Raw genomic sequence first — 24,956 nt, forward strand, 5'->3', positions numbered from 1 at the left:
AAAATATACATTTTCGTGAATAATTTTTAATCAATCAGCAAGTTTTTTGCACACTTCTTCTTTAGGAAGTTTTTTTGCATCTGGTTTTATCCACCATGTTTCGCCATTGCTAAGCTCTACTTCGCCACCCCATTTCTCTTCACTATCAAACTCTATAGTCTCTATAGTCTCTTCCATATCTTTTTTTGCTATATAAAAATATATCTCGCCACCATTTTCTCTTAACATTACTTTTGCCATTTTTTCCCTTTATGTTACGTTTGTAAAAGTTTTTTTAAATTTACTCATAAAATTGCTATCTTCATACCAAATTTTATATTGCGACCTTCTTATCTCATTGGTCAGAATAGATTTTTTTAATTTTGGATTACTTACTGGGTAATCAACTCTCGAATGAGCTCCTCGACTCTCTTTTCTTTTTAAAGCACTCAGCACGACAGCCTCACTAACTTCTAAAGCATTTTTCAACTCTAAGATTGAGACAAGTTCAACATTATTTCTTCTATCTTTATCTATACAGTGAAGGGTACTTGCTTCTCCTCGTAAATAACGCACATAATCATAAGCTTTTTCCAATCGCTTTTGATCCCTATAAATCCCAGCGTACTCAAACATAGTATTCCCTAGGTTTACTCTCATGGCATTGAAATTTTTTGTAGTTTCTCCTTGAAAGATATAATCTACAAGTTTTACATTTTGAACTACGATATTATAATCTATAGGCAAAAACTCTTTATGTTGAGAAAACTTTACAGCTTCTTTTCCTGCAAGCTCACCAAAAACCACTCCTTCTAAAAGAGAGTTTCCTCCAAGTCTATTGGCCCCATGTACTCCAGTAGTAGAACACTCACCACAAACAAAAAGACCTTTAAGTCCCGTTTTACAAAGATTTGCATCAATCCCACCCATACTGTAGTGTGCAACTGGTTTTATAGGAAGTAACTCTTTACTTACATCAACTCCAGCTTGCATAAGAGCTGCTTTTTGCAAGGAAGGAAGTTTTGTCTCTATCTGTTTGAGTGGTAAGTGTCTAAGGTCTATAAAAACTTCTTGACCTGCAGCAATCTGTTTGGCAATAGCACAACTTACTATGTCTCTTCTTTCTAACTCATTGATAAATCTCTCACCATCACTATTGATAAGATAACCACCCTCTCCACGAGCCGCTTCACTTACAAGATAACTGGTCTTTTTAAATCCAGTTGGATGAAACTGTACAAACTCCATATCTTTGAGGTTAAGCCCTGCTCGAAGTGCTATTGCGTGCATATCTCCTGTATAATCCCCAGCATTTGTACTATATCCTCTATAGATTCCTGCATATCCTCCACCAGCTAGAACAATAGACTTTGCAGGATAAACAACCACAGAAGAATCAAACCGCCTTAAAGCTACAACTCCACTTACTCTGCCATTGAGTTTTGTAAGGTTCATAATGAAAGTATTTACTAAAAAAGTAACCCCTTCACTTTTTGCTTTTTTAATAAGTACTTGCATAATAGCTGAGCCTGTTTTGTCTTCTACATAACAAGTTCGTTTTATACTTCCTCCGCCAAAACTTCTTTGGGCTATCTTCTCATCTTCATCTTTATCAAACTCTACTCCATAAGATTCAAGCTTTTTTATAACCTTATTTGCACGATTACACATGTAAAATATAGCTTTTTTATCACCTAACCCATATGTTCCTTTTATAGTGTCCTTTACATGTTGGTCTATACCTACTTTATCTTTTGGGTCTAGTACAGCATTTATACCTCCACTAGCAAGTGCAGAGTTTGAACGAAAAAGATTTCCTTTGGTAATAACCGCTACTTTATTTGTTTTTGTTTTAGCTTCAATAGCTGCCATAAGACCTGAGATACCACCACCTACTACAATAACATCATATATCATGATTACAACCTATAGAGCAAATCATACTTTGCCCTTGAAACTGATTTTACTTTAGAAATCTCAACATTTTGCTTTACATGTAAAGGTTTAATCGAACCAAAAAGAGAACTAATAATACCAGGTGTTGAGCGCACAAACTGAAGTGCGAGTTGTATGTCACTCTCCAGCGTCATACTCTCATCTAAGATAACTCCACTCTCAGGTGAAAATGACTTTTTAAAAAGATTCATTTGTAAAAGTGAAGATGAGCTAATAACCCCAATGCCTAATCTATGAGCAGCTTGAAGAAGCGTACAAGAAGCACCATCTACACTTTGAGTTTCTTGCGTGTATATATTTGTTTTTCCCATGTTAAACGGCGTTTGAATGTACTTAAATCTGTGATTGTCTCCACCCACTTTTTGAGCAATCTTCACGAGTTTTTCTAAGCTTATCAGCTCTGAGCTTTGTGAAGTAAAACCGTTCCAAACAGCAACCCCATAAAAAGAAAAAAGTCCTTCGTCTGCTAGTTTTTCAAATCTTTTAAATATATTTTCAATCTGTTTGTAAAACTTTTTTTCACCAAGCTTTAAAAACTGCATCTCTGGATTGTGTAAAAAGTAAATATCAAGAGCTTTAACACCAAGGTTATCCAAACTTCTTCTACAAGACCACTCCAAAAAATCAGGAGTCATGCAGTGCTGGTCTAACTCAATGTCCTCTTTTGAAGCTAAATTTTTATCAAGGATATTTTGTTCTATCCACTCATATGGATTAGAAGGAAACGGAAAATCTAACTGGATAAACCCGCCTTTTGAGCAGACGACAAGCTCTTCTCTTTTGATCTCTTCATCACTCATCATTTCATACAGTGCTATACCTATCTCTCTTTCACTTTGCCCATAACGATAGTTACTCGCAGTATCTATAAAGTTAATCCCACTTCTAATGGCTTCTTTTACACTCTCTATATAGTGAAAAACATAGTTTTCTTCTTTGTAAGGCTCAGGATTAAAAGTACCAAGTCCAAGTTTTGAGAAAATCAAATCATTGTGTTTGATGTAAAAGTCTTTATAGTGTGAAAACTTTTTGGCATAAGAGAGAGTCCCTTGCAACGATGCAATACTCATCTTTTATCTTTTACTTCATATTTTTTAACTTGAATATAAATAACTGATACATAAAGTACCAAGAAACTTGCAATTGCAAAATATGTCTCCATAATATAACCTTTTATTATCTTTACTAATGTTTTATATACATGAAGTGTTCCGTTGTTTTATTTATATAAATATACTTAATTCCTAATAATAAATGTATTTGTGTTATAATTCGCGCAATAAATAAAGTAAAGGTAGGTAAGTATCGTGAATTTAATAAAAATAGGCATATTTATTTGTGTAATGTTTTTTGTAGGTTGTGGTTCGAAGATGCACGTCCAGCAAAAATTTCATCAGGAAAATAATCAAATATTTTCATATGAAATAAAAACTAATAATATAGTTCCTATAAAGGCTAAGTCAATCTTTGAAAATAGATTAAATGAAGAGCTTAAAAAGCTAAATAAACTCGCTAATGAAAATGTTCAGCCAAGCCATATTATTGATATTTCATTCTTAGATTACAATATGCGTAATGCAGGAGTGAGATTTGCTGTCGGTATCTTTGCTGGTACAGATAGAATAGATACTCAAATTATTGTTAAAGATAAAGCTAGTGGTAAAATAGTTTCAAAGTTTATTGTTCAATCAAAAAACAATTCAGCTTGGGGTACTTCAGCAGGTTTAATTGAAGGACATGCAGATAAAATTGTTAAATATTTAACAGATAAGAATAATAACTAGAAAAAGGATTTATAATCCATATTTTATAAACAAACATTACCCAAGAAGCTTCAAAGCCTTCTTAGTCATAGAGGAGATTGGAGCTTCGTCCATCTCTTCTGCTTCTAGCCAGATACTATTTTCATCGTAAGTTTTAGTTTTGTAGAGATTTACAGTTATGCGGTATTTTGTGTAGCTGTGTTTAAAACTTGCTATGAAGTTTTCTTCTAAAGGCTCCGTCTCAGGTAAAACTAGCAAACCTTTGTAAAGTTTTGTTTGGGATTTACTAAGCGCTATTTTGTTGTTTTGTATGCATACTCCAAGAAAAAGCTCTAGGTTTTCATACTGTGTTTTTTTCTTTTTTGTGTAGAGTTCTGGCTCATTTTTACCTTTACATGTAAAGCTTAAAGGACACTCTTTGCATTGTGGATTTGTGGGAGTACAGATAAGTGAGCCTAAGTCCATGAGTGCTAGATTGTGTTTGGTTGGCTCGTTTGGATTTAAAAACTTTTCAGCCATTTGCCATATCAACTTTTCATCTAACAAAGCAAAGTAGCGTTTTAAAACTCTGGATATATTGGTATCGACTACGGGGACTTTTTGATGGTATCCAAAACTACATATGGCACTTGCAGTGTATCTTCCTACTCCAAAGAGTGTTTGCAACTCTTTCATGCTTTTTGGTAACCCATCTTCTTTGCATAAGATGGCACTTTTGTGTAGGTTTCTTGCTCTACTGTAGTATCCTAGCCCACTCCAAGAAGCCAGTACATCATCAATCTTTGCACCTGCTAAAGCTTTAAGCGTGGGGTACTTTTTTAAAAACAGAGGATAAAAGTGCTCTTGAACTCGACTCACTTGAGTTTGTTGCAACATCACTTCACTTAGATAGATATGATATACATCTTTTGTATTACGCCATGGAAGCTCATGTCTACCATAGTTTTCGTACCAATCTAAAAGTGCGATGTGAGATTTTGTTGTGATGTTAGGTCCTTACATGTAAATTATAAGGAGTATTTTAGCAAGTAAAAGGAGTTTTTCAAAGTTTAAATACAAAAAAAAACCAGAGGACCACGCCTCTGGCAAATTTTCAAAAGGATAGTTAATTTATCTTACACAATCGAAGAAATAATCAGTTTCAGCAATACCTTTAGTTTCTTCATCGAGTTGATCAAGAACAGCATTTGTAATCCAAGTTAAAAGATTTAATGCGCCTTTATAACCACTGATAGAATATCTATGTAAGTGGTGTCTATCAAAGATAGGGAAACCTATACGGATAAGTGGAGTTCCTGTATCTCTGTAAAGCTCTTTACCATAAACATTACCAATCATAAAATCAACTGGCTCAGTAAATAGTAAACTTCTTAGGTGCCATAAATCTTTATTTGCCCAGATTTGACACTCTTCGCTCCAAGCTGATTTTGAAAGGATTGCTTGCATATCATCTTTCCAGCCTTTTCTTGGTGCATTGTGGCAAAGTACGTGAGTTGGGATTCCACCCATCTCTACAATAAAACTCACAAGTCCAAGTAAGAAGTCAGGATCTCCAAAAAGTGCAAACTTTTTACCATGCATATAAGGATAACTATCTTGCATAGCATCAACAAGTTGTGCTCTTTGGTTTTGAAGCTCAAGAGGAACATCTTTACCAGTCAATTCACTTAGTTTCATAACAAATTCGTCAGTACCACCAAGACCTATTGGATTAGAAGTTGCATAACCTTGTTTCCATTTATTCTTAATAGTTTTAGCAGTTTGGATAGTAGAATACTTTTGTAAAGATATTGTTGTACCAGCGTTGATTGCAGTTTTAGCATCTGCAAGCGTTGTACCACCACTATATAGTTTGTACTCTCCAGCTCCAGTGTTCCATTGCTCTTCATGGTCACCTATCATTACAATTTTGTCACTAAACATTGCGCCGATTTCTTTTATCTCTTTTAGACTTCCAAGGTATGGTTCAAATCCTGGAATAATATTGATACGCTCAGCATCTTCTACTTTTTCTGCTCTTGGAGGATTAAGTTGCTCTAAAATCGACTTAATCATATTATCATAACCAGTTATATGACTACCAACAAAAGATGGAGTATGTGCATAAGTGATAGCTGTATTATCAAGCTCACCTTCTGCATTTTCAATAGCTCCTAAAACAAAAGCATTTAAATCATCACCGATAACTTCTGCCATACATGTAGTACTAACAGCAATCATCTCAGGCTTATAAAGAGCGTTACAGTTTCTAATACCATCTTTCATATTTGCAAGACCACCAAAAACCGCAGCTGATTCACTCATAGAATCACTTACACAAGGAGTTGGTTCTTTAAAGTGTCTTGTAAAATAACTTCTAAAGTATGCAACACAACCATGAGAGCCATGTACATAAGGCATAGTGTTTTCAAAACCAAGCCCAGCCATGATAGCTCCAAGAGGTTGACATGCTTTAGCAGGATTTACCGTGATAGCTTCTCTTTCTAAGTTCTTTTCACGATATTCCCATGACTTTGTCCACTCAGCTACTTCCTTCACTTTTTCAGGATTAGTAGAGCCGTAGTTTCCTTCAAATTCTTTTTTATTTTTAAATACTTCTTGATATTCATCTTTTAAAAATAGTTTTTGTCCGTTTACAATGTTTTCTACGTCTTGCATATTACGCTCCTACTTCTTCAGTTTTTTCCCATGGTGCTTTTGTATGACTCCATACAGGAGAATTTAAAGCTAAATCCATATCTTTTGCAAAAATTGCAAATGCGTCATATCCATGATAAGGACCACTATAATCCCATGAGTGCATTTGTCTAAAAGGAAGTCCCATCTTTTGGAATACATACTTCTCTTTTACACCTGATGCAACTAAATCTGGCTTTAGTTTTTGAACAAACTTTTCAAGTTCATATTCATTAACATCATCATAAATAAGAGTTGAACGCTCAATTTCGTCTTTAGTTCTTTTATAATCATCACCATGACCAAATTCATATCCTGTACCGATTATTTCCATACCAAGATCTTCATAAGCACCAATAACGTGACGGGGTCTAAGTCCACCAACATAAAGCATTACTTTTTTGCCTTCTAGTTTTGACTTATACTTAGCGATTACTTCATCTGTCATTTTTGTATATTTTGCGATAACAGCTTCTGTTTTTTCTTGAATCTCTGGTCCAAAAAACTCAGCGATTTTTCTTAAACTTTCTGTTGTTTTTGAAGGTCCAAAAAAGTTATATTCCATCCAAGGCACACCAAATTCTTGTTCCATGTGTCTACTAATATAGTTCATTGAACGGTAACAGTGAAGAAGGTTAAGCTTTGCTTTAGGTGCAATTGCTAACTCTTTATAAGTAGCATCACCACTCCATTGAGCAATAACTCTAAGACCCATCTCTTCAAGTAATATTCTTGAACTCCAAGCATCACCACCGATGTTATAATCACCAATAATAGCTACATCATACTCAGTACTATCAAAATCTTTTCTGGCACTAGCATCTGGCATAACTTCATCACGAATCATATCATTTGCAATATGGTGACCCAAAGACTGAGACACACCACGGAAACCTTCACAAGAAACAGCAATAGTTGGTTTAGAACTATCTGCTTTATGTTTTTTAGCAACAGCTTGAATATCATCACCAATTAGACCAATCGGACATTCTGATTGAACAGATATACCATTGTTTAAAGGAAATAGCTCATCAATCTCTTCTAAAGCTTTTTTTAGTTTTTTATCTCCACCAAATACAATATCTTTTTCTCCAAAATCTGTAGAAAAGTTCATTGTTACAAAAGTGTCAATTCCTGTAGTTCCTATATAATAGTTTCTACGACCAGCACGGCTATATTGTCCACATCCTATTGGTCCATGAGAAATATGAATCATATCTTTAATAGGACCCCAAACAACACCTTTACTTCCAGCATAGGCACAACCACGTTGGCTCATTACCCCTGGAACTGTTTGCTTGTTACTTCTTGTAGAATCACAAGCACCTTTTACACCATCAGGAGTATCAACGCCTAAGTGTTTCGCTCTATTTTTAGCAGCTTTTGCAGGGTATGCTTTTAATACCTCTTCAATAGCTTCATTCTGTAAATTTTCTAATGTTTCTGGTCCCATAATTTCTCCTTTAAGAAAAAAGTAGCAATTAAGCTACTTTTACTCTATATAGATTCATGTCATCTAGTTTTCTACATAAATCTTTTGTTACATCACCATCAGCTACTTTTGAGATTTCACTAATTTGATATTTATTTGTAAAATAAACCATTTTAGTATCTCCTTCAATATCTGCTGTATTAAAATAATCTACAAATGCTTTATGAGCAAAAGTTCCCGCAGGTACTTCAAGTTCAACTACAACTTCACCTTTAGCAGTTTCACCTGTTAAACTTACAGTTTTACCTGCTGTATCTCCAACACTTGTTTCTACTTTTTCAATAACTTTATCAAAACTAACATCATTTCCTTCACTTGCTGGGAAGTGGTATCCACATATAAACATATTATTCTCCTACAATATTTTTCATTTAATTATTTTCTTAAATTTGAACAAGTCCAAATTCAATTCATTGCACTAAAGCTTTGCCTTTGGCAAGAACTAAAGCATCATCTAATTTTTATGCCTCTTCAGCTCTTTTACCGATTGCATCTTCTTCAACTTCTTCTTCAAGTCCGAATTCCATAAGTAGGTTTTCAAGATCATCCATTTCTAAAGGAGTTGGGATAACTTTTAAGTCATTTGCAATGATTTTTCTAGCTAACTCTTTATACTCTAAAGCTTGTTCAGATTTTGGTGAAAATTCAACAACAGTCATACGTCTAAGCTCAGCACGTTGAACGTGATTTGAACGTGGTACGAAGTGAATCATTTGAGTACCGATTTGTGTTGCTAAGTTTTTCGCTAGATCATACTCTCTATCAGTCATACGAGCATTACAGATAAGACCAGCTAGTCTAACACCACCAGTATTTGCATACTTTAAAATACCTTTTGAAATATTATTTGCAGCATACATTGCCATCATTTCACCAGACATAACGATATAAATTTCTTGTGCTTTACCTTCACGAATTGGCATCGCAAATCCACCACAAACAACATCACCAAGAACGTCATAAGAAACGAAATCTAATTCATCATCATATGCACCCTCTTCTTCAAGAAAGTTAATAGCAGTAATAACACCACGACCAGCACAACCAACTCCTGGCTCAGGACCACCAGATTCTGTACACATAATATAACCATCACTAAACTCAGTATCGTCTGGATTAAATTCACCAGCACCTGCTTTACATACATCTTCAAGTTCTAGATCTTCAACACTTCCTGCTTCGCTTGCTAGTTGCATAATTGTATTTTGTGCTTTTTCGTGTAATATAAGTCTAGTTGAATCCGCTTTTGGATCACATCCAACAATTAAAATCTTTTGTCCATAGTAGTGACACATAGCTGCTAAAGTATTTTGTGAAGTTGTTGACTTACCAATACCACCCTTGCCGTAAAATGCAATTTGTCTTAATTCTGACATATTAACTCCTTGTGTTTGTTTATTTGTAAACTTACATTACATATAGTGTTCCACAGAGAATTATTAACAATAAAAAAAACTTTGTTGCCCTATTTTAGGGGTTTTTATGAGTATTGATATTTTTTTGATGTTTACATGTAAAGGTTTTTAAAGAGCAACAATTTTGCAAATATAACTTGCAAAATTGTTAATTTATATATTTATAGTGATTTGTTTGACAAAAAAGTACTACAATCAAAGTAAATTCAATCTTTTTTTATTTTCATTACAGTTTTTTTACTATTCAACTCTAGCTTAGATCTGTATTCAGATGGAGTAACCTGTAAATATTTTTTAAAATCTCGCGAAACTAAACTTTGATGTTCTAATCCACAATCAATTAGTGCATTAGAGATATTTTTTTTAGGATTCTTTATTAAATACACTTTTAATATATTCATTTTTAAAGCTTTTTGATATTGTTTTGGTGAAATACCAATCTGTCTAATAAAAATATTTCTTAATGTTCTTTCATGTATATTGAACTTTTTTGATAAAGAGATTATTTTAGGAGAATATACTATATTTTCTTTCATATATCGTGATATCTTATAAAAAGTATATAGCTCTTTATTGTCATAAAGTCTTTTATCAAAAATATCATCTTTTACATTTAAAATCATTTGCATAATTTTTTTTAATATTGCATTAACATAATTGTTATTGATTTCTATAGTTTCATCGTTTGAACTCAATATAGAATATATTAGTTCTTTTAATTCAAACAAAATACTTTTCTTAGAAACTTTATGTACTCCTCCTTCTAAACAAAATACTTCGTGATTTAAAAACTCTTTTTTAATTATTATTAAAATTCCTTTATATATAGATTTGATTTTTCCAAAAAATCTACAATTAGGTTTACTCAATATAAACATATCATCATAGATATTTGTATATAATAAAGAGTGTGAATAATATTTATCTGGAATACTAAAACAGTAATAGTCTACATCGTTTTCCATTCTATATTCTATAGTTTTATCAATTTCTATCTGATAAATTTGTATTGGACCTAAATCTTTTTTATTTAAACAGCATTTACATTTTCCTTCACCTATTTGCAAATACTCTATCTTAAATCCATCTATATTACTAACTAACTCTTCGATACTATTATATTCCATAATCATTTATATATCCACGCTTTTAATAAAATAAGTGATTTGTTTCTAGTAACTTGGAGGATAATAAATCCTCCTATATAAAATTATGTTCTGAACTCACTTAGTTTATTGTTTAAAGATTCCGTCATTTTATTCATATGTTCAGCTGCACTTGCAATCTCTTCTACACTCCGTGCATTTTGAGTAGATATACCATTCATTTCACTTACACTTGTGATCATTACTCCAATATCATCTCCTGTTTGTATATAAGAATTTACAGTTGTATCCGCCACACTTGTTGCATTATTCATTATATTAGATAATTCATTGATTTTACTTTCGACTCCAGTAGCAGTATCACTTAATTCTTCCACTTTTTTAGAGTTGTTACCCATCTGTTCACTTGCATCCATAATAGCTTGGACAATAATACTGATAGTTGAATTTATCTCAACAAGCGACTTTTGTGTACGTTCTGCAAGTTTTCTTACCTCATCAGCGACAACAGCAAAACCACGACCATGATCACCTGCACGTGCAGCTTCAATGGCAGCATTAAGTGCTAAAAGATTAGTTTGGTCAGCAATATCTCCTATAACTAAAAGTATGTCTTTAACTTGTTCTGTATCTAAACTTAATTCCTGAATTCTTGTAGCCAGTGCAATTTCAGTAGCAGCACTTAATTTTATATTTTCTGTAAGATTGAGTATCTCGTTATTTGCCTCTTTTAAAAAGATATTTGCATTTTCTAAATCTTGCTTAGAAGTTTTTGCATCATTTACGCTAACACCAATATCTTCTTTCATTTCACTTGCTTGTTTTGTAGTCTCGTTAACTATTCCCATTGAATCTTCAACGAGTCTTCCTACTTCAAGAGCAGTAGTTGAGAGTTCATGAGAAATCGAAGAGTTTTCATTTGATAAGTTTTTTGCATCAGCGATCAAGATACGTACTTTTTCTATAAAAGTATTGATTCCTTCACTTGCTTGTGCTATCTCATCTCTACCTTTTACTTCTAATTTTCTTGTTAAGTCTCCGTCTCCATGGGAAAGGTCTTTAGTTCTATTTATTAACTCATTAAGAGGTTTAGTAACTGATTGTTTAATACTTAAATAAATCAATAAAAGGCTTAATGCAATAACAATTACCGATACTAATATAAAAAAGCTTACACTTTTAGCAATCATTTCATCACTCTTTGCTTTTTTTATTGCTAGTTCTTTTTTAACATTATCTACATAAATACCTGTACCTAGCATCCATCCATATTTATCAAAACCAATACCATAAGAAAATTTTGGCTCAGGCTTTTCACCCTTTCTTTTTGGGTAAATATACTCAACTATACCACCACCATTTTTTGCTAATTGTATAAGTTCTTTTATAAAATAAACACCATTATCATCTTTTATATGATTATAATTTTCGCCTTCAGTAGACCTATTTTTGGGATTAAGTATATTCGTTCCATCATAATCATAGATAAAAACATATCCACTATTATCGTGAAAATAGGATAGATTTAAAAATGCCTTTTTGATACTAGCTTTTATAGTATCGTCATTTTTTCCTTCTAGTATCCCTTCATCATAAATAGCTTGAGCTACACCTTGTACTACTAATATTACATTTTTTAACTCATCTTTTTTAGCTTTATACTCACTATGTTCTGCTTCTTTGAAAGATGCATTCGCTTCATCTTTCATAACATTGTAGGCTAATCCTATTAATATTATACCTATAAGAAACAATGCAGTTACTGTTGATATAAGCATCCTAGTTGATATTTTCAATCCAAATCCTTAATATAATTTGGATTATATTACTAAAAGGAATAATATATAGATATAAAAAAACGGAAAAATTATTAATTATTAATTATTACAATTTATTTTATAATAAAAAGTTTGTAGAATATTTTTATTAACTAAATCTTTAAAAAATGATAATAAAAATAATATAACTGGCTTAAGTTCAAGCTATAAAAGAGCTATTATCCAATCTTTGAGTTTGACAATAGTCTCTTCTTCTTGATTTGAGATAAACAAAAAAGGTTTATTTTTTCTATTGTCTTTTACATCTGATTTCATCTGTTCTAAATTAACTCCTACATAAGGTGCCAAATCGGTTTTATTTACAACTAATAAATCAGAAAAGAGTAAACCTGCTCCTTTTTTACGAGGGATATCTCCACCTTGAGCAACATCTATAATATAAGCATAATAATCAACCAATTCATAAGAAAATGTAGCAGACAAATTATCTCCTCCACTTTCAACAAATATAATATCAGGTTGAAATTCTTTTTCTAAATACTCACATGCTTTTAAATTCATAGATATATCATCTCTTATAGCAGTGTGTGGGCAACCACCAGTCTCTACACCTATAATCATGTCACTATCTATATCAAGTTTTGTTTTTAGATAATTAGCATCTTCTGTTGTATATATATCATTTGTTACAATACCAATTTTGTATTCACTTTGTAACAAATTTGTTAAATACTCAATAATAGAAGTTTTTCCACTTCCCACTGGTCCTGCTATTCCTACTTTAATACTCATTTTGTTCCTTATGTCATAAAAAGTTTTGGCTCTAGATTAGTATGTTGAAATATAACCTCTTCAAAAAGAGGATTAAAATTACTTATCCTTTTTGAGCTATCATTTATGTAGTTTTCTAAAACTTCATCAAATTCAAAGAGTAGTTGTTGAATTTCTGTTGGTTTGATTCTTGAAATTTTTAAAGAAGCAGAGGCAATATTTATCAAGCTTTTTTTGCACCATAACAGTAAAAACATAGTACAATCCAAATCTAACTCATATGTATAAACACTCAAAATAGTTAATTCATTGCCTACTGCTTTATTACTTTTAACAAACTCAAAATAGCTTTTTACTATCTCTTTTGAAATATCAAAATTTATATGTTTTAAATAGTTTTCACCCATATCTTTTGATGCTTTTGCATAATCAAAATTCAGCATAGCAGCATACTTTTCATCTTCTTTTATAATTAAATTTAACCTATTTTCTTGTAAAAGTTTGTACACTTTCTTTACATGTACAAACTCTAGTCTTTGATACTGATCAATAATCAAATTATTAAAATAATCTCTAAGAGTATTTTTATCTTGCACTTGTTCAAGAACAATATGAGGCTCTAGTCCAAAAGAGTGAACAAATGCGCCCGAAGGAAAACTCCCATCAAGAATCTGTAAAAACCTACTTAAGGCATTAATGTGAGTGATGTGCTTTTCCATTTGGCTGAAAATATCCTCTTGTTTTTTTTACATGTACACCATTTTCTGTCTTTAATGCCACAATAATATCGGATAAAGAGATATCATCCAAGATAGTTATTTTTTGAGTTTCTATACAAATAGGCTGATGTCTATTTCCTATCTCATAGGCATATTTTGCAAACATCAAACTCTCTTCAAAAGTTATTTCATATATCTCATCTTTATCTTTTAAAACTTCTATTTTATATCCATCTTCACATACCAACACATCTTTTTCATGAAGATGCGTAAATTTGATTTTTATTATAAACTCTTTATCATTTTGTGTTACTGCGGATAGATTTGGTTTTTGCATATCATACCAGCTAAGCTCAACTCTATCATCTGATATAACATTGTGTTGAACTTCTATAACTTTTTTAATCATCAAACTTCCTAAAACATAAAATATTTTTTTGCCATTGGCACAGTTTCAACATAGTTTGATTCTATTAGTTCACCATTGACTGTTACATCATAAGTTTCTGCATCTACTTGAATATCACCTATAAAATCATTTAACTTCATATCTTTTTTACCAATATTTCTTGTATTTTTAACAGCTAACATTGATTTATCAATATCTAGTTTATCTTTTATGCCACTATCTAATGCTACTTTAGAAGTAAAAATCACTGATGTTTTAGCACTTGCTTTTCCTAAACTTCCAAACATAGGTCTATACATACTAGGTTCTGGTGTTGGGATTGAAGCATTTGAATCTCCCATTAAAGAAAGAGCTATAAAACCACCTTTAATGATAATTTCAGGTTTTACTCCAAAAAATGCTCTATTCCAAAGTACTAAATCAGCCATTTTACCAACTTCAACACTTCCAACATGCTCATCAATCCCACAAGCAATAGCTGGGTTTATAGTATATTTTGCAATATATCTTTTGATTCTATTGTTATCACTCTCTTTATCATCTTCTTTTAGCGCTCCACGTTGTTGTTTCATAGAGTCTGCAACTTGCCAAGTTCTTATAAGAACTTCCCCTACTCTTCCCATTGCTTGTGAATCAGAACTCGTTATACTAATAGCTCCTATATCGTGAAGTACATCTTCAGCTGCAATTGTTTTTCCTCTAATCCTACTCTCTGCAAAACTTACATCTTCAGGAATCTTTGGACTAAGGTGATGACACACCATAAGCATATCAAGATGTTCTTCAATTGTATTTTTAGTATATGGTAAAGTTGGATTTGTACTAGACGGTAAAATATTTGCCATCCCTGCAACTTTCATAATATCAGGAGCATGACCACCACCAGCACCTTCACTATGGAAAGTATGGATTGTTCTATTGTTAAAAGAATCCACTGTATTATCTACAAATCCTGACTCATTTAAAGTATCTGTATGAATTGCTACTTGTACATCCAACTCATCTGCAACACTCAAACATGTATCTATAGCTTTTGGTGTACTTCCCCAATCTTCATGTAGTTTAAGTCCCATAGCTCCAGCTTTTACTTGAGACTCTAATGCCTCTTTACAAGAACTATTTCCTTTACCCATGAAACCAAAATTTAGTGGAAAGTTATCTACACTTTGTATCATCTTAGCTATATTCCACTCTCCAGGAGTACAAGTTGTAGCATTAGTTCCAGTATTTGGTCCTGTTCCTCCACCTATCATTGTAGTGACTCCACTTGAAAGTGCTTCATCAATTTGACCAGGAGATATAAAATGGATATGTGAATCAATCCCACCTGCTGTGATTATTTTACCTTCAGCTGAAAGTATCTCTGTATTGGCTCCTATCTCTAAGCCCTCTGTAATTCCATCACATAAATTAGGATTTCCTGATTTTCCAATGGCTATAATAATCCCATCTTTAATTCCTATATCAGCCTTATATATACCTGTATAATCAATAATAGTAGCATTGGTAATAATCAAATCAGCAACATCAACAGCTGTCGGACTTTGAGCCATACCATCACGGATGGTCTTACCACCACCAAACTTACTCTCTTCACCATAAATTGTATAATCTTTTTCTATTTTTGCTATTAAAGATGTATCTGAGAGTCTAAATCTATCTCCTGTTGTTGGTCCATACATTGAAGCATATTTTTCTTTTGATATTTTCATACTATACTCCTAAAAACTTTTCTAAATTTTTCATAGCATTTTCTTTTGTTGATGCATCATCTAAGAATCCTTCAACCAAACCATTAAATCCACTCATATATCTTTTACCCGTAAAACTTATAAGATTGATTTCTTTAGATGACCCTGGCTCAAACCTAACTGAAGTACCAGCTGGAATATCTAGTCTTTTACCATAAGCTTGTGCTCTATCAAAACAAAGCTCTTTATTTACTTCAAAAAAGTGATAGTGTGACCCAATTTGAACTGGTCTATCACCTCTGTTTTCAACTTCTATAGTTGTAAGTTCAATGTTTTCATTTAAAGATATTTCACCACTTGAGATAAAATATTCTCCTGGTTCAATATCTGCTTTTTTACTTAAAGTAATTGGATTGTGTACTGTTACTAACTTTGTACCATCGTTAAAAGTTGCTTCTACTTGAACCATATGCATCATTGAAGCGATTCCATCCATCACATCATTTTCACATAAAACTTTTGTAGCATCTACCATAAGTTCAGCTACACTTTTACCATCTCTAGCACCCTCAATTATATATGAGCTTATAATTGCTGTTGCTTCTGGAAAGTTTAACTTTAACCCTCTATCTTTTCGCTCTTGGGCAAGTTTTGCAGCCGTGTAAAGCATTAACTTTTCTTGTTCACGATTAGTTAGAAACATTTAATCTCCTTAAATAATATCTGTAATTGAGTATATCAAATTCATCAAAATATTTTTTTGTTTATTTGTATAAAAACTATTCATTTATATTTTTATATTTTCTTCTATATTCATGAAGTATAGGTTCTGTATAACCTGCTGGTTGCTCTTTACCTTTAAAGATTAAATCGCACGCTGCTTTAAAAGCAATACCATCAAAAGTTGGAGCAATAGGATTGTATGTTGCATCCTTTTTATTTTGTTTATCAACCACAACTGCCATAGCTTTTAAAGAATCCATTACTTGCTCTTTTGTACAAATACCATGTTCCAACCAATTTGCAATATGCTGCGAAGAAATTCTCAATGTTGCTCTATCTTCCATCAGTCCAATATTGTTAATATCAGGTACTTTTGAACAGCCAATCCCTGCATCAATCCACCTGACTACATATCCTAAAAGCCCTTGACAATTATTGTCTAATTCTAATTTGATTTGTTCTTTATTTAAAGTATCTTTTAAAAGTGGAAGAGTTAACAAGTCATCTAAACTTGCTCTTGATTTATTTTTAAGCTCTTCTTGTATTGCTAGTACATTTACTTTATGATAATGAATAGAGTGTAAAACAGCACCCGTTGGTGAAGGTACCCAAGCTGTATTTGCTCCTGATTTTGGATGGGCTATTTTTTGATCTAACATAGCAGCCATTTCATCAGGCATTGCCCACATCCCTTTTCCTATTTGTGCTTTTTGTTGTAATCCACACTTTAAGCCAATATCAACATTCCAATCTTCATAAGCTTTAATCCAAGTTTGCTGTTTCATATCTGTTTTTGGTACAAATGCACCTGCTAGCATAGAAGTATGAATCTCATCACCTGTTCTATCTAAAAATCCAGTATTTATAAATACTACTCTCTCTTTAGCTTCCCTTATACACTCTTTTAGATTTATGGTTGTTCTTCTCTCTTCATCCATAATTCCTATTTTTATTGTATTTTTTGGTAGAGATAAAGCTTCTTCAACTCTCTCAAAAACATTTACAGCATAAGAAACCTCATCAGGTCCATGCATTTTTGGTTTTACTATATATACACTTTTTGTTTTACTATTTGACTTTATATTGGTACTATTTATATCAGTAAGAGCAGCTAAAACGGTGATCATACTATCCATAATACCTTCATAAACTTCATTTCCATCTTTATCTAAGATAGCAGGACTTGTCATAAGATGACCTACATTTCTTATAAAAAGTAAACTTCTTCCATGTAAAACTAGTTTCTTGTCATCTAAAGTTGTATATACTCTATCTTCATTTAATTTTCTTGTTATAGTTTTATCATCTTTTAAAAAGGTCTCTTTCAAATCACCTTTCATAAGACCAAACCAGTTTCTATAAACTTCAACTTTATCTTGAGCATCAACAGCAGCAACAGAATCTTCACAATCCATAATAGTAGTAACTGCCGCTTCAACAATTATATCTGCTACTCCTGCTTTATCTTCTGCTCCAATAAAATTATTTTTATCCAATAAAACTTCTACATGTAAGTTATTGTTTTTCAATACAATAGATTTAGGATTTAGTTTATCTCCAGTAAATCCTATACATTTACTCTCATCTTCTAAGCTAGTAGCCAACCCCTTATCAAGAGTAACTTGTAACTTACCTTCAACTATTGTATACGAACTAACATTTTTATGTGAAGCATTTTTAAGTGGAAAAATCTCATCTAAATACTCTTTTGCGTAAGTAATTACCGCTTCACCTCTTTTTTTATTATATTCTTTTGTAATTTGTAAACCATCTTCTTCTGCAATTGCATTTGTACCATAAAGAGCATCATATAAACTTCCCCATCTTGCATTTGCAGCATTAAGAGCAAATCTGGCATTTTTAACAGGAACTACTAGTTGAGGGCCTGCTTGTAAAGATACCTCTTCATCTACATTTTCAGTTGCAATTTTAAAATCTTTTTTCTCCTCAACTAAATAACCAATCTCTTTTAAAAAACTTTTATATTCTCGCAAATCATTTTCATTATAAATATTATCTTTATACCAAGCATCCATTTTTAGTTGTAACTCATCTCTTTTTTCTAAAAGTGCCTTATTTATTGGTGATAAGTCAGTAATAATATCTTCAAATTTTTTCCAAAATTGAACTACTTCAACATTTGTATTTGGAATAATCTCTTGATTAATTAGATTTAATAGTTCATTGTCAACTTGTAATGTTCCAACCTTTGTATATTTACCCATTTAATTATCCTTATGTAATATTATTTCTTCATTTTCAAAGTGATACTCAATACACTCTTCAAGTTTATTTTCTTCGATTTTACAATCTGTTCTGTCTACTACAATAAACTGTTCATTATCTTCTAAACTTATCAAAGGAAAATGCCAAACTCCTCTATCGTAATGAACCCCTTGATTACCATTGGTAATAAATGCTTGTAAAGTAGATAAGTCAGGTTTTTTATCTCCTAATGCAACAACAGCCAAAAAAGGTTTTGTACTTCTTGGCATAAAAGTTTGTGAAAAAAATGGATGTTTTTCTAACATAGAGATTTTCAAAGGAAATTCTCTTTTTTTTGCTTCATAGATATGAAGAGTCGATTTTCCACCTTTTTCATTTGCATCCATGATACATAGTTCATAATGTTTTTTGGCAAAACCTTCATTGATAATCTTTGAATCACTATCTTCACAAGAGATTACTTTCCCATACTTTTTAAAACTTATCTTTGTAAGAATCTCTGGTTTTATAACTTTTCTCATACTAAATCTTTTAACTCTTCATCTTTTATAAATTTACCAAAAAGTTTGAGTCTTGATACTCCACCATCAGGAAAAATATTTATTCTTATGTGTGTAATTGGTTTATTGTGTAGTAAAACACTTTGATCATAGTAGTGTTTATTGTCCATTTCAAGTTTTTGACTTGGTATTAGCTCTTCCCAAAATATACTTTGTGTTACGATTGACTTATCGGTTGACTCTTCTACAAAGGCACTACAAATAGAGAAAGAATCAGGAAAATTACCTTTAAAAAAGTTTGTATCTAACATAATATTATCAATAATAGCTGGTTTTGCCAACTCTATTATGCCCCAATCAAATCCAGGTTTTCTTCTTCTTCTAGTTTCCCAACCATCACCCATATTTAAGGCATCTTTCTCTTTTAATATATTTTTGAGTTCCCCAAAAAATTCATTATTTGTGCTAACTGCTCTTGCTCCATGTAACATAGATAAGACATTGATATTTTCTTTATCATAAAGTTTTTCATCAAAACAAATTGTTCCAAAAGCTTTAAATCTTGCAATTCCACCATCAGGAAAAATATCCATTCTTAAGTGTGTAACTTCATCTTGACATGAAGATTTAAAATCATGTTTTGTATCTCCCTCTAAATCACTTTGCACAAGTAGTTCTTTCCACTCAAAATTTTCAGGATGCTTAGTAAGCTCTTCATCCTTTATATTTTTTGCACAACAAGCCATAATAGAAACAGCTAAAGGATAGTTTCCTTTAAAGTGAGCAGTATCAACTTCAAAAGAGTTTATTTTAGAACTTGCTCCTAGTTTAATAATACAAAAATCATTTTTACTATCTCTTCTTCTTCTAGTTTCCCAGCCATCCATCCAGTGTCCATTCTCATCGTACTCATCTTTAAATACTGGTTGGCTTTCCTCTAACATACGCTCTGCATTTGCAAAAAAATCATCGCTTACATGTAAAACTTTTGTTCCTAAATCTAAACTTGTTACATTAATCATTTATTACCTTTTATATTTCCAAAATTATTTATCCAGTGCTGTGCAATATCTAATCTTGTACAAAACCAAACATCATCAAAATTTCTCACATACTCTAAAAATCTTCTCATAGCCATTATTCTTCCAGGCTTTCCTAAAATCCTACAATGCATACCAACTGACATCATCTTAGGTGCATACGAACCTTCTAAATAGAGTGCATCGAAACTATCTTTTAGATAATTAAAAAATTGGTCACTATTATTAAAGCCACTTGGCACAAATCTCATATCATTGTTATCCATGGTATAGGGAATTACTAAATGCTCTTTTGTTGTAATTTCCGGTGCAAAATATGGCAAGTCATCGTTATATGCATCACTGTCATATAAAAATCCCCCCTCTTCAACTACTAAGTCTCTTGTATTTTCACTATCTCGTCCTGTATACCAACCAAGAGGACGTTTGCCTATCATCTTTTCTAAAACTTCGATACTTTTATATAAGTGGTCACGTTCAAGTTCTTTACTAATATTTAGATAATTAATCCATCTATAGCCATGAGAACAAATGTCATAGTCATACTTTGCTAAATATTCTGCAAGTTTTGGATTTCTAGCCACTGCCATAGCCACTGCAAAAATAGTAATAGGTATATCAAATTCTTTAAAAAGTTCCAATATCCTCCAGACTCCAACTCTAGAGCCATACTCATACAGTGATTCTATTGACTTATGTCTTTGTCCCATAAAAGCTTCTGGATTGTTCATCTCTGATAAAAATACTTCGGAAGCTTCATCTCCATGTAAGATTGAACTCTCAGCTCCCTCTTCATAATTAAGTACAAATTGTAAAGCTATTTTTGCTTTATTTGGCCACTTTGGATGAACAGGCTCATTTGCATAACCTATCATATCCCTTGGGTATTGTTCTTCAAAATTCATGATTGTACTTTTAAATTGATTATAGATGATATTTGTTTATTGGTTTTTTCAAAGTTTAAAGCCTCTACACAATGATGTAAATGGTGATTCATAATACTTTTTGCATATTCTATGTCATTTGATTCAATTGCTTTAATTAAATTGTTATGTTCATCATATGAGCAAAAATGAGAAGTACTATCTTCATAAACTAGTCCCGCTAAGATACTTAGTGGTATTAGAGGAGTTAAAGCATTGATTAAAAACTCATTTCCACTTAAAAAAGCTAAGTTAAGGTGAAAATCACATGATGTTTTTACATATTCTCCATTTTGAAAGGTAGTTTTTAGGTACTTTTCTGTTTCTACTTCATTTTTTAGTGAGGATAAGTCAATTTGTCCTAAAGAGTATTTTTGGGTTATTATAGTGATTATTCCTACTTCTATTATATTTCTTGCAGCATATACATTTTTAGTATCTTCTTGGGTCAACCATTTTAAATAAAAACCTTGATTCTTTTTATATGTAACTATACCCATACTTTGTAATTGACTAAAAGCTTTTCTAACAGAATCTCTACTTACATTAAATGTTTGAGCAAATGCACTTTCAGGAAGTTTCATACCTGGTTGAAAATTCTTATCAAATATTTCGTCAAATATGTAATTAATAATAGTTTCTTCTATTGAAAGCTCTATAATTTCGTTTTCCATCTATACTCCTTTCAAATATATTCCGTAATTATACAATATTGTCTAAAATAATTGTAGACAATATTTGTATAGAAAATATACAATTTTAAGAAATAAAACAGTTAATTAGATGAATATGGTTATTTTTTATACAATTATTGTGTTGACAATCTAGTCATTATTGTCTAAAATTGTTCACACGATTGATATTTTGTAGTTTAAATCTCTAGATTATAGACTATAAGTGTCAACAATATTTTTCAAAAGGAAAAAAGATGTTCAAAAATGTTTTATTCAAAGCAGTAGCTATAGGGGCACTACTAAGTGCAAGTTTATTAAATGCAAATCAATTAGCTGATATTAAAAAATCAGGCGTAATTAAAGTTGCTGTTCCTCAAGATTTTTCACCATTTGGTTCAGTAGCAAAAGATATGAGCATTCAGGGTTATGATGTTGATATGGCACAATATATTGCTACAGATTTAGGCGTAAAACTAAAATTAGTACCAGTTACTAGTGCAAATAGAATACCTTATTTGCAAACAGGAAAAGCTGATTTAATTATTTCAAGCTTAGGTAAAAATCCAGCAAGACAAAAAGCGATTGACTTTACAGATGCATATGCACCTTTTTTCTTAGGAGTATTTGGAACTAAAGATGTAAAAGTATCATCAGCAGCTGATTTAAAAGGTAAAACAGTAGGTGTAACTCGTGGTTCTGTAGAAGATATAGAATTAAGTAAACTAGTTGATTCATCTGTTACTATTAAAAGATTTGAAGACAATAGTATAACAATCTCAGCTTTTGTTTCTGGACAAGTTAAGTTGATTGCAACTGGAAATATTATTGTAAGTGATATTGCTAAAAAATATCCAAATACAGCACCAGAAACAAAATTTGCAATAAAAAATTCTCCTTGTTATATTGGTCTTAAAAAGAAACAACCAGAACTAACTGCTTATTTAAATGGTTTAATTAAAGATTTAAAAGCAAATGGAAAATTAAATACAACATCTCAAAAATGGTTAAAAATAGATCTTCCAAAAGATTTATAAAATATAAGGAAAAGAGATGGATTACCAATTAGATTTTGTGGGTTTATTCCCTTATTATAAGGATTTAGTGTCGGGTATAATATTAACTATACAAATCACTATTTTAACAACTATTTTAGGTGTTAGCTTTGGAATTATTGGAGCAGCAACTAGAGTAGGAAAAAATAAGTTCTTACAAAATTTAGTTGGTGGTTTTGTAGAAGTGGTGCGAAATACACCATTCATTGTGCAACTATTTTTTATATTCTTTGGATTACCAACTATTGGTTTTAAATTAACAGCTTTAGAAGCTGGTATGATTGCTATGGTTATAAATCTTGGAGCATACTCCACAGAAATTATTAGAGCAGGTATTGAAGCAACCGATAAAGGTCAATGGGAAGCTGGTAAAACTTTAGGATTAAAATGGTATCAAATTTTTATTCATATAATTTTACCACAAGCTTTTAATAAAATATCCCCAGCCCTGATTAGTCAATGTGTTATTGTGATGCTTGGATCATCAGTGTTATCTCAAATATCTGTTGAAGAGTTAACCTTTACAGCTAACTTTATACAGTCTCGTACATTTTTGAGTTTTGAATCATACTTTTTAATTACAGGAATATATTTAATTTTTGCAATTGTCTTAAGATTTGTGCTTACAGTAGTAAGTGAAAAACTCTTTAAAACAAAAGCAATGAAAGAGGGAAATTAAATGAGTGATTTTACAACCTTAGATATATTTCAAAATCTATTATTAGCTGCTAGATGGACAATCTTATTATCTCTTATCGCCTTTGTAGGTGGAGGGATAGTCGCAGGGATACTTATCTTACTGCGTATGACAAAGAACTCCATTTTATCAGCATTTATAAGAATATATGTTGAAATTTTTCAAGGTACACCTTTACTAATGCAACTGTTCTTAGCATTTTTTGGATTGCCTTTACTTGGGATTGAAGTTGGACCATGGACAGCTGCTAGTTTAGCTCTGACTTTATTTACAAGTGCTTATCTGTGTGAAATTTGGAGTGGTTGTTTAAACTCTGTTCCAAAAGGACAATGGGAAGCTGCTAAAACTTTGGGATTAAACTATTATCAATCAATGGTACATGTAATCATTCCTCAGTCAATAAGAGTAGCAACAGCTCCAACTATTGGTTTTTCAGTTCAAGTTGTAAAAGGTACTGCACTTGCCTCAATTATTGGATTTGTTGAGCTTACTAAAGCTGGAACGATGTTAAATAATGTAACCTTTGAGCCATTTAAAGTTTTTGCAATGGTTGCAATTTTATATTTTGTAATTTGTTATCCTCTAACACGATATAGCAAATATTTAGAAAGGAAATTAAATGTCTCTAGTTAGTATCGAGAATGTACATAAGTATTATGGAGAAAAACATGTGCTTAAAGGAATTGATCTTAAGATAAAAAAAGGCGAAGTTGTCTCTATAATAGGAAGATCAGGTTCAGGAAAAAGTACACTTCTTCGATGTATAAATGGGTTGGAAAATCATCAAAAGGGAAATATCGTTGTATCTAATTTAGAAGTTACTACAAATGATATACAACTAAGAAGACTCAGTAAAGAATGTGGCATGATTTTTCAAGGATTTAACCTATATCCTCATAAAACTACTGGACAAAATGTAATGCTATCTCCTAAACTAGTTTTAGGAAAAAAAGATAAAGAGTGTAGAGAACTTGCCTTAGAGTGTCTTAAAAAAGTTGGTATGGATAAAATGTTTGATCAATATCCAAATAGTCTTTCAGGTGGTCAAAAGCAACGTGTAGCAATAGCTCGTTCACTTGCAATGTCTCCTAAAATATTATTATGTGATGAGATAACATCTGCACTTGACCCTGAACTAGTTGGTGAAGTTTTAAAAGTACTAGAAGATTTAGCCAAAGAGGGTATGACCTTAGTTCTTGTAACGCATGAGATGAATTTTGCTAAGGATATTGGTGATAGAGTTGTTTTTATGCACGATGGAAAAGTTTGGGAAACTGGTCCAAGTGATGAAGTTTTTGCCAATCCTCAAACACCTGAATTACAAAACTTTTTATCTTCTGTTTTATAATACTTATTAAGCCACTAT

25 protein-coding genes are annotated in these 24,956 nt (G+C 31.8%); 5 read left to right on the forward strand and 20 right to left on the reverse strand.

What is annotated here, in order from left to right:
• Positions 1–30: 30 nt before the first annotated feature.
• From nifT to K354_RS0100325, 3 genes are read right to left on the reverse strand one after another with little or no spacing between them, the layout of a single operon-like run.
• Positions 31–240, reverse strand: coding sequence for a putative nitrogen fixation protein NifT (gene nifT / locus K354_RS0100315; RefSeq protein ID WP_024953520.1), 210 nt, complete (start codon positions 238–240; stop codon positions 31–33).
• 9 nt (positions 241–249) lie between these two features.
• Positions 250–1,896, reverse strand: coding sequence for an FAD-dependent oxidoreductase (locus K354_RS0100320; RefSeq protein WP_024953521.1), 1,647 nt, complete (start codon positions 1,894–1,896; stop codon positions 250–252).
• Between the two features lie 2 nt (positions 1,897–1,898).
• Positions 1,899–3,005, reverse strand: coding sequence for an aldo/keto reductase (locus tag K354_RS0100325; protein WP_024953522.1), 1,107 nt, complete (start codon positions 3,003–3,005; stop codon positions 1,899–1,901).
• Positions 3,006–3,305: 300 nt separating this feature from the next.
• Between K354_RS0100325 and K354_RS0100335 the strand changes: the two genes are divergently transcribed.
• Positions 3,306–3,719 carry a DUF4410 domain-containing protein gene (locus K354_RS0100335; RefSeq protein ID WP_169733407.1) on the forward strand — a complete coding sequence of 138 codons (414 nt, stop codon included), beginning with the start codon at positions 3,306–3,308 and terminating at the stop codon, positions 3,717–3,719.
• A gap of 36 nt (positions 3,720–3,755) precedes the next feature.
• Here K354_RS0100335 and K354_RS0100340 read toward each other — a convergent pair whose 3' ends face one another.
• From K354_RS0100340 to K354_RS0100420, 17 genes are all read right to left on the reverse strand, one after another.
• The gene (locus K354_RS0100340) at positions 3,756–4,574 is read right to left on the reverse strand and encodes an HhH-GPD family protein (protein WP_024953524.1); all 819 of its coding nucleotides are present in this window, start codon (positions 4,572–4,574) and stop codon (positions 3,756–3,758) included.
• Between the two features lie 234 nt (positions 4,575–4,808).
• On the reverse strand, positions 4,809–6,356 hold the full coding sequence (gene nifK / locus K354_RS0100345) for a nitrogenase molybdenum-iron protein subunit beta (RefSeq protein ID WP_024953525.1): 1,548 nt from the start codon (positions 6,354–6,356) through the stop codon (positions 4,809–4,811).
• Position 6,357: 1 nt separating this feature from the next.
• Positions 6,358–7,827: a nitrogenase molybdenum-iron protein alpha chain gene (nifD, locus tag K354_RS0100350; RefSeq protein WP_024953526.1), complete on the reverse strand. Its 1,470-nt coding sequence runs from the start codon at positions 7,825–7,827 to the stop codon at positions 6,358–6,360.
• A 28-nt stretch (positions 7,828–7,855) separates the two neighbouring features.
• Positions 7,856–8,212 carry a hypothetical protein gene (locus K354_RS0100355; RefSeq protein ID WP_024953527.1) on the reverse strand — a complete coding sequence of 119 codons (357 nt, stop codon included), beginning with the start codon at positions 8,210–8,212 and terminating at the stop codon, positions 7,856–7,858.
• A gap of 115 nt (positions 8,213–8,327) precedes the next feature.
• Positions 8,328–9,242, reverse strand: a complete 915-nt coding sequence (gene nifH / locus K354_RS0100360; protein WP_024953528.1) for a nitrogenase iron protein — start codon at positions 9,240–9,242, stop codon at positions 8,328–8,330.
• Positions 9,243–9,487: 245 nt separating this feature from the next.
• Positions 9,488–10,408: a helix-turn-helix domain-containing protein gene (locus K354_RS0100365; protein WP_169733408.1), complete on the reverse strand. Its 921-nt coding sequence runs from the start codon at positions 10,406–10,408 to the stop codon at positions 9,488–9,490.
• Between the two features lie 83 nt (positions 10,409–10,491).
• Positions 10,492–12,183, reverse strand: a complete 1,692-nt coding sequence (locus K354_RS0100370; RefSeq protein WP_024953530.1) for a methyl-accepting chemotaxis protein — start codon at positions 12,181–12,183, stop codon at positions 10,492–10,494.
• Positions 12,184–12,369: 186 nt separating this feature from the next.
• Entirely contained in the window at positions 12,370–12,957 is a 588-nt protein-coding gene (gene ureG / locus K354_RS0100375; RefSeq protein WP_024953531.1) for an urease accessory protein UreG, read from the reverse strand.
• 8 nt (positions 12,958–12,965) lie between these two features.
• A complete protein-coding gene (locus K354_RS0100380; RefSeq protein WP_024953532.1) occupies positions 12,966–13,655 on the reverse strand; it encodes an urease accessory protein UreF in 690 nt (229 codons plus the stop codon).
• Complete coding sequence (locus K354_RS0100385; RefSeq protein ID WP_024953533.1) at positions 13,630–14,064, reverse strand: urease accessory protein UreE; 435 nt, start codon at positions 14,062–14,064, stop codon at positions 13,630–13,632. The genes K354_RS0100380 and K354_RS0100385 overlap by 26 nt, the downstream gene beginning before the upstream one ends.
• A gap of 8 nt (positions 14,065–14,072) precedes the next feature.
• The gene (gene ureC / locus K354_RS0100390) at positions 14,073–15,776 is read right to left on the reverse strand and encodes an urease subunit alpha (protein ID WP_024953534.1); all 1,704 of its coding nucleotides are present in this window, start codon (positions 15,774–15,776) and stop codon (positions 14,073–14,075) included.
• Position 15,777: 1 nt separating this feature from the next.
• Positions 15,778–16,458 carry an urease subunit gamma gene (locus K354_RS0100395; RefSeq protein WP_024953535.1) on the reverse strand — a complete coding sequence of 227 codons (681 nt, stop codon included), beginning with the start codon at positions 16,456–16,458 and terminating at the stop codon, positions 15,778–15,780.
• Positions 16,459–16,534: 76 nt separating this feature from the next.
• Positions 16,535–18,703 carry a malate synthase G gene (locus K354_RS0100400; protein WP_024953536.1) on the reverse strand — a complete coding sequence of 723 codons (2,169 nt, stop codon included), beginning with the start codon at positions 18,701–18,703 and terminating at the stop codon, positions 16,535–16,537.
• Positions 18,704–19,225 carry an ureidoglycolate lyase gene (locus tag K354_RS0100405; RefSeq protein ID WP_024953537.1) on the reverse strand — a complete coding sequence of 174 codons (522 nt, stop codon included), beginning with the start codon at positions 19,223–19,225 and terminating at the stop codon, positions 18,704–18,706.
• A complete protein-coding gene (gene alc, locus K354_RS0100410) occupies positions 19,222–20,226 on the reverse strand; it encodes an allantoicase (protein WP_024953538.1) in 1,005 nt (334 codons plus the stop codon). Before alc ends, K354_RS0100405 begins: the two co-directional genes overlap by 4 nt.
• The gene (gene puuE / locus K354_RS0100415) at positions 20,223–21,149 is read right to left on the reverse strand and encodes an allantoinase PuuE (RefSeq protein WP_024953539.1); all 927 of its coding nucleotides are present in this window, start codon (positions 21,147–21,149) and stop codon (positions 20,223–20,225) included. Before puuE ends, alc begins: the two co-directional genes overlap by 4 nt.
• Positions 21,146–21,841 (reverse strand): GntR family transcriptional regulator, encoded by a 696-nt coding sequence (locus K354_RS0100420; RefSeq protein ID WP_024953540.1) that lies wholly within the window; start codon positions 21,839–21,841, stop codon positions 21,146–21,148. The genes puuE and K354_RS0100420 overlap by 4 nt, the downstream gene beginning before the upstream one ends.
• A 254-nt stretch (positions 21,842–22,095) precedes the next feature.
• Between K354_RS0100420 and K354_RS0100425 the strand changes: the two genes are divergently transcribed.
• From K354_RS0100425 to K354_RS0100440, 4 genes are read left to right on the forward strand one after another with little or no spacing between them, the layout of a single operon-like run.
• On the forward strand, positions 22,096–22,875 hold the full coding sequence (locus tag K354_RS0100425) for a transporter substrate-binding domain-containing protein (protein ID WP_024953541.1): 780 nt from the start codon (positions 22,096–22,098) through the stop codon (positions 22,873–22,875).
• Between the two features lie 16 nt (positions 22,876–22,891).
• Positions 22,892–23,572, forward strand: coding sequence for an amino acid ABC transporter permease (locus K354_RS0100430; protein ID WP_024953542.1), 681 nt, complete (start codon positions 22,892–22,894; stop codon positions 23,570–23,572).
• Positions 23,573–24,223: an amino acid ABC transporter permease gene (locus K354_RS0100435; protein WP_024953543.1), complete on the forward strand. Its 651-nt coding sequence runs from the start codon at positions 23,573–23,575 to the stop codon at positions 24,221–24,223.
• Positions 24,210–24,938, forward strand: a complete 729-nt coding sequence (locus K354_RS0100440) for an amino acid ABC transporter ATP-binding protein (RefSeq protein WP_024953544.1) — start codon at positions 24,210–24,212, stop codon at positions 24,936–24,938. The genes K354_RS0100435 and K354_RS0100440 overlap by 14 nt, the downstream gene beginning before the upstream one ends.
• The last annotated feature ends 18 nt before the right edge of the window (positions 24,939–24,956 follow it).

Origin of the sequence: Sulfurospirillum arcachonense DSM 9755, from assembly GCF_000597725.1 — a bacterium.
Lineage (GTDB): Bacteria > Campylobacterota > Campylobacteria > Campylobacterales > Sulfurospirillaceae > Sulfurospirillum_A > Sulfurospirillum_A arcachonense.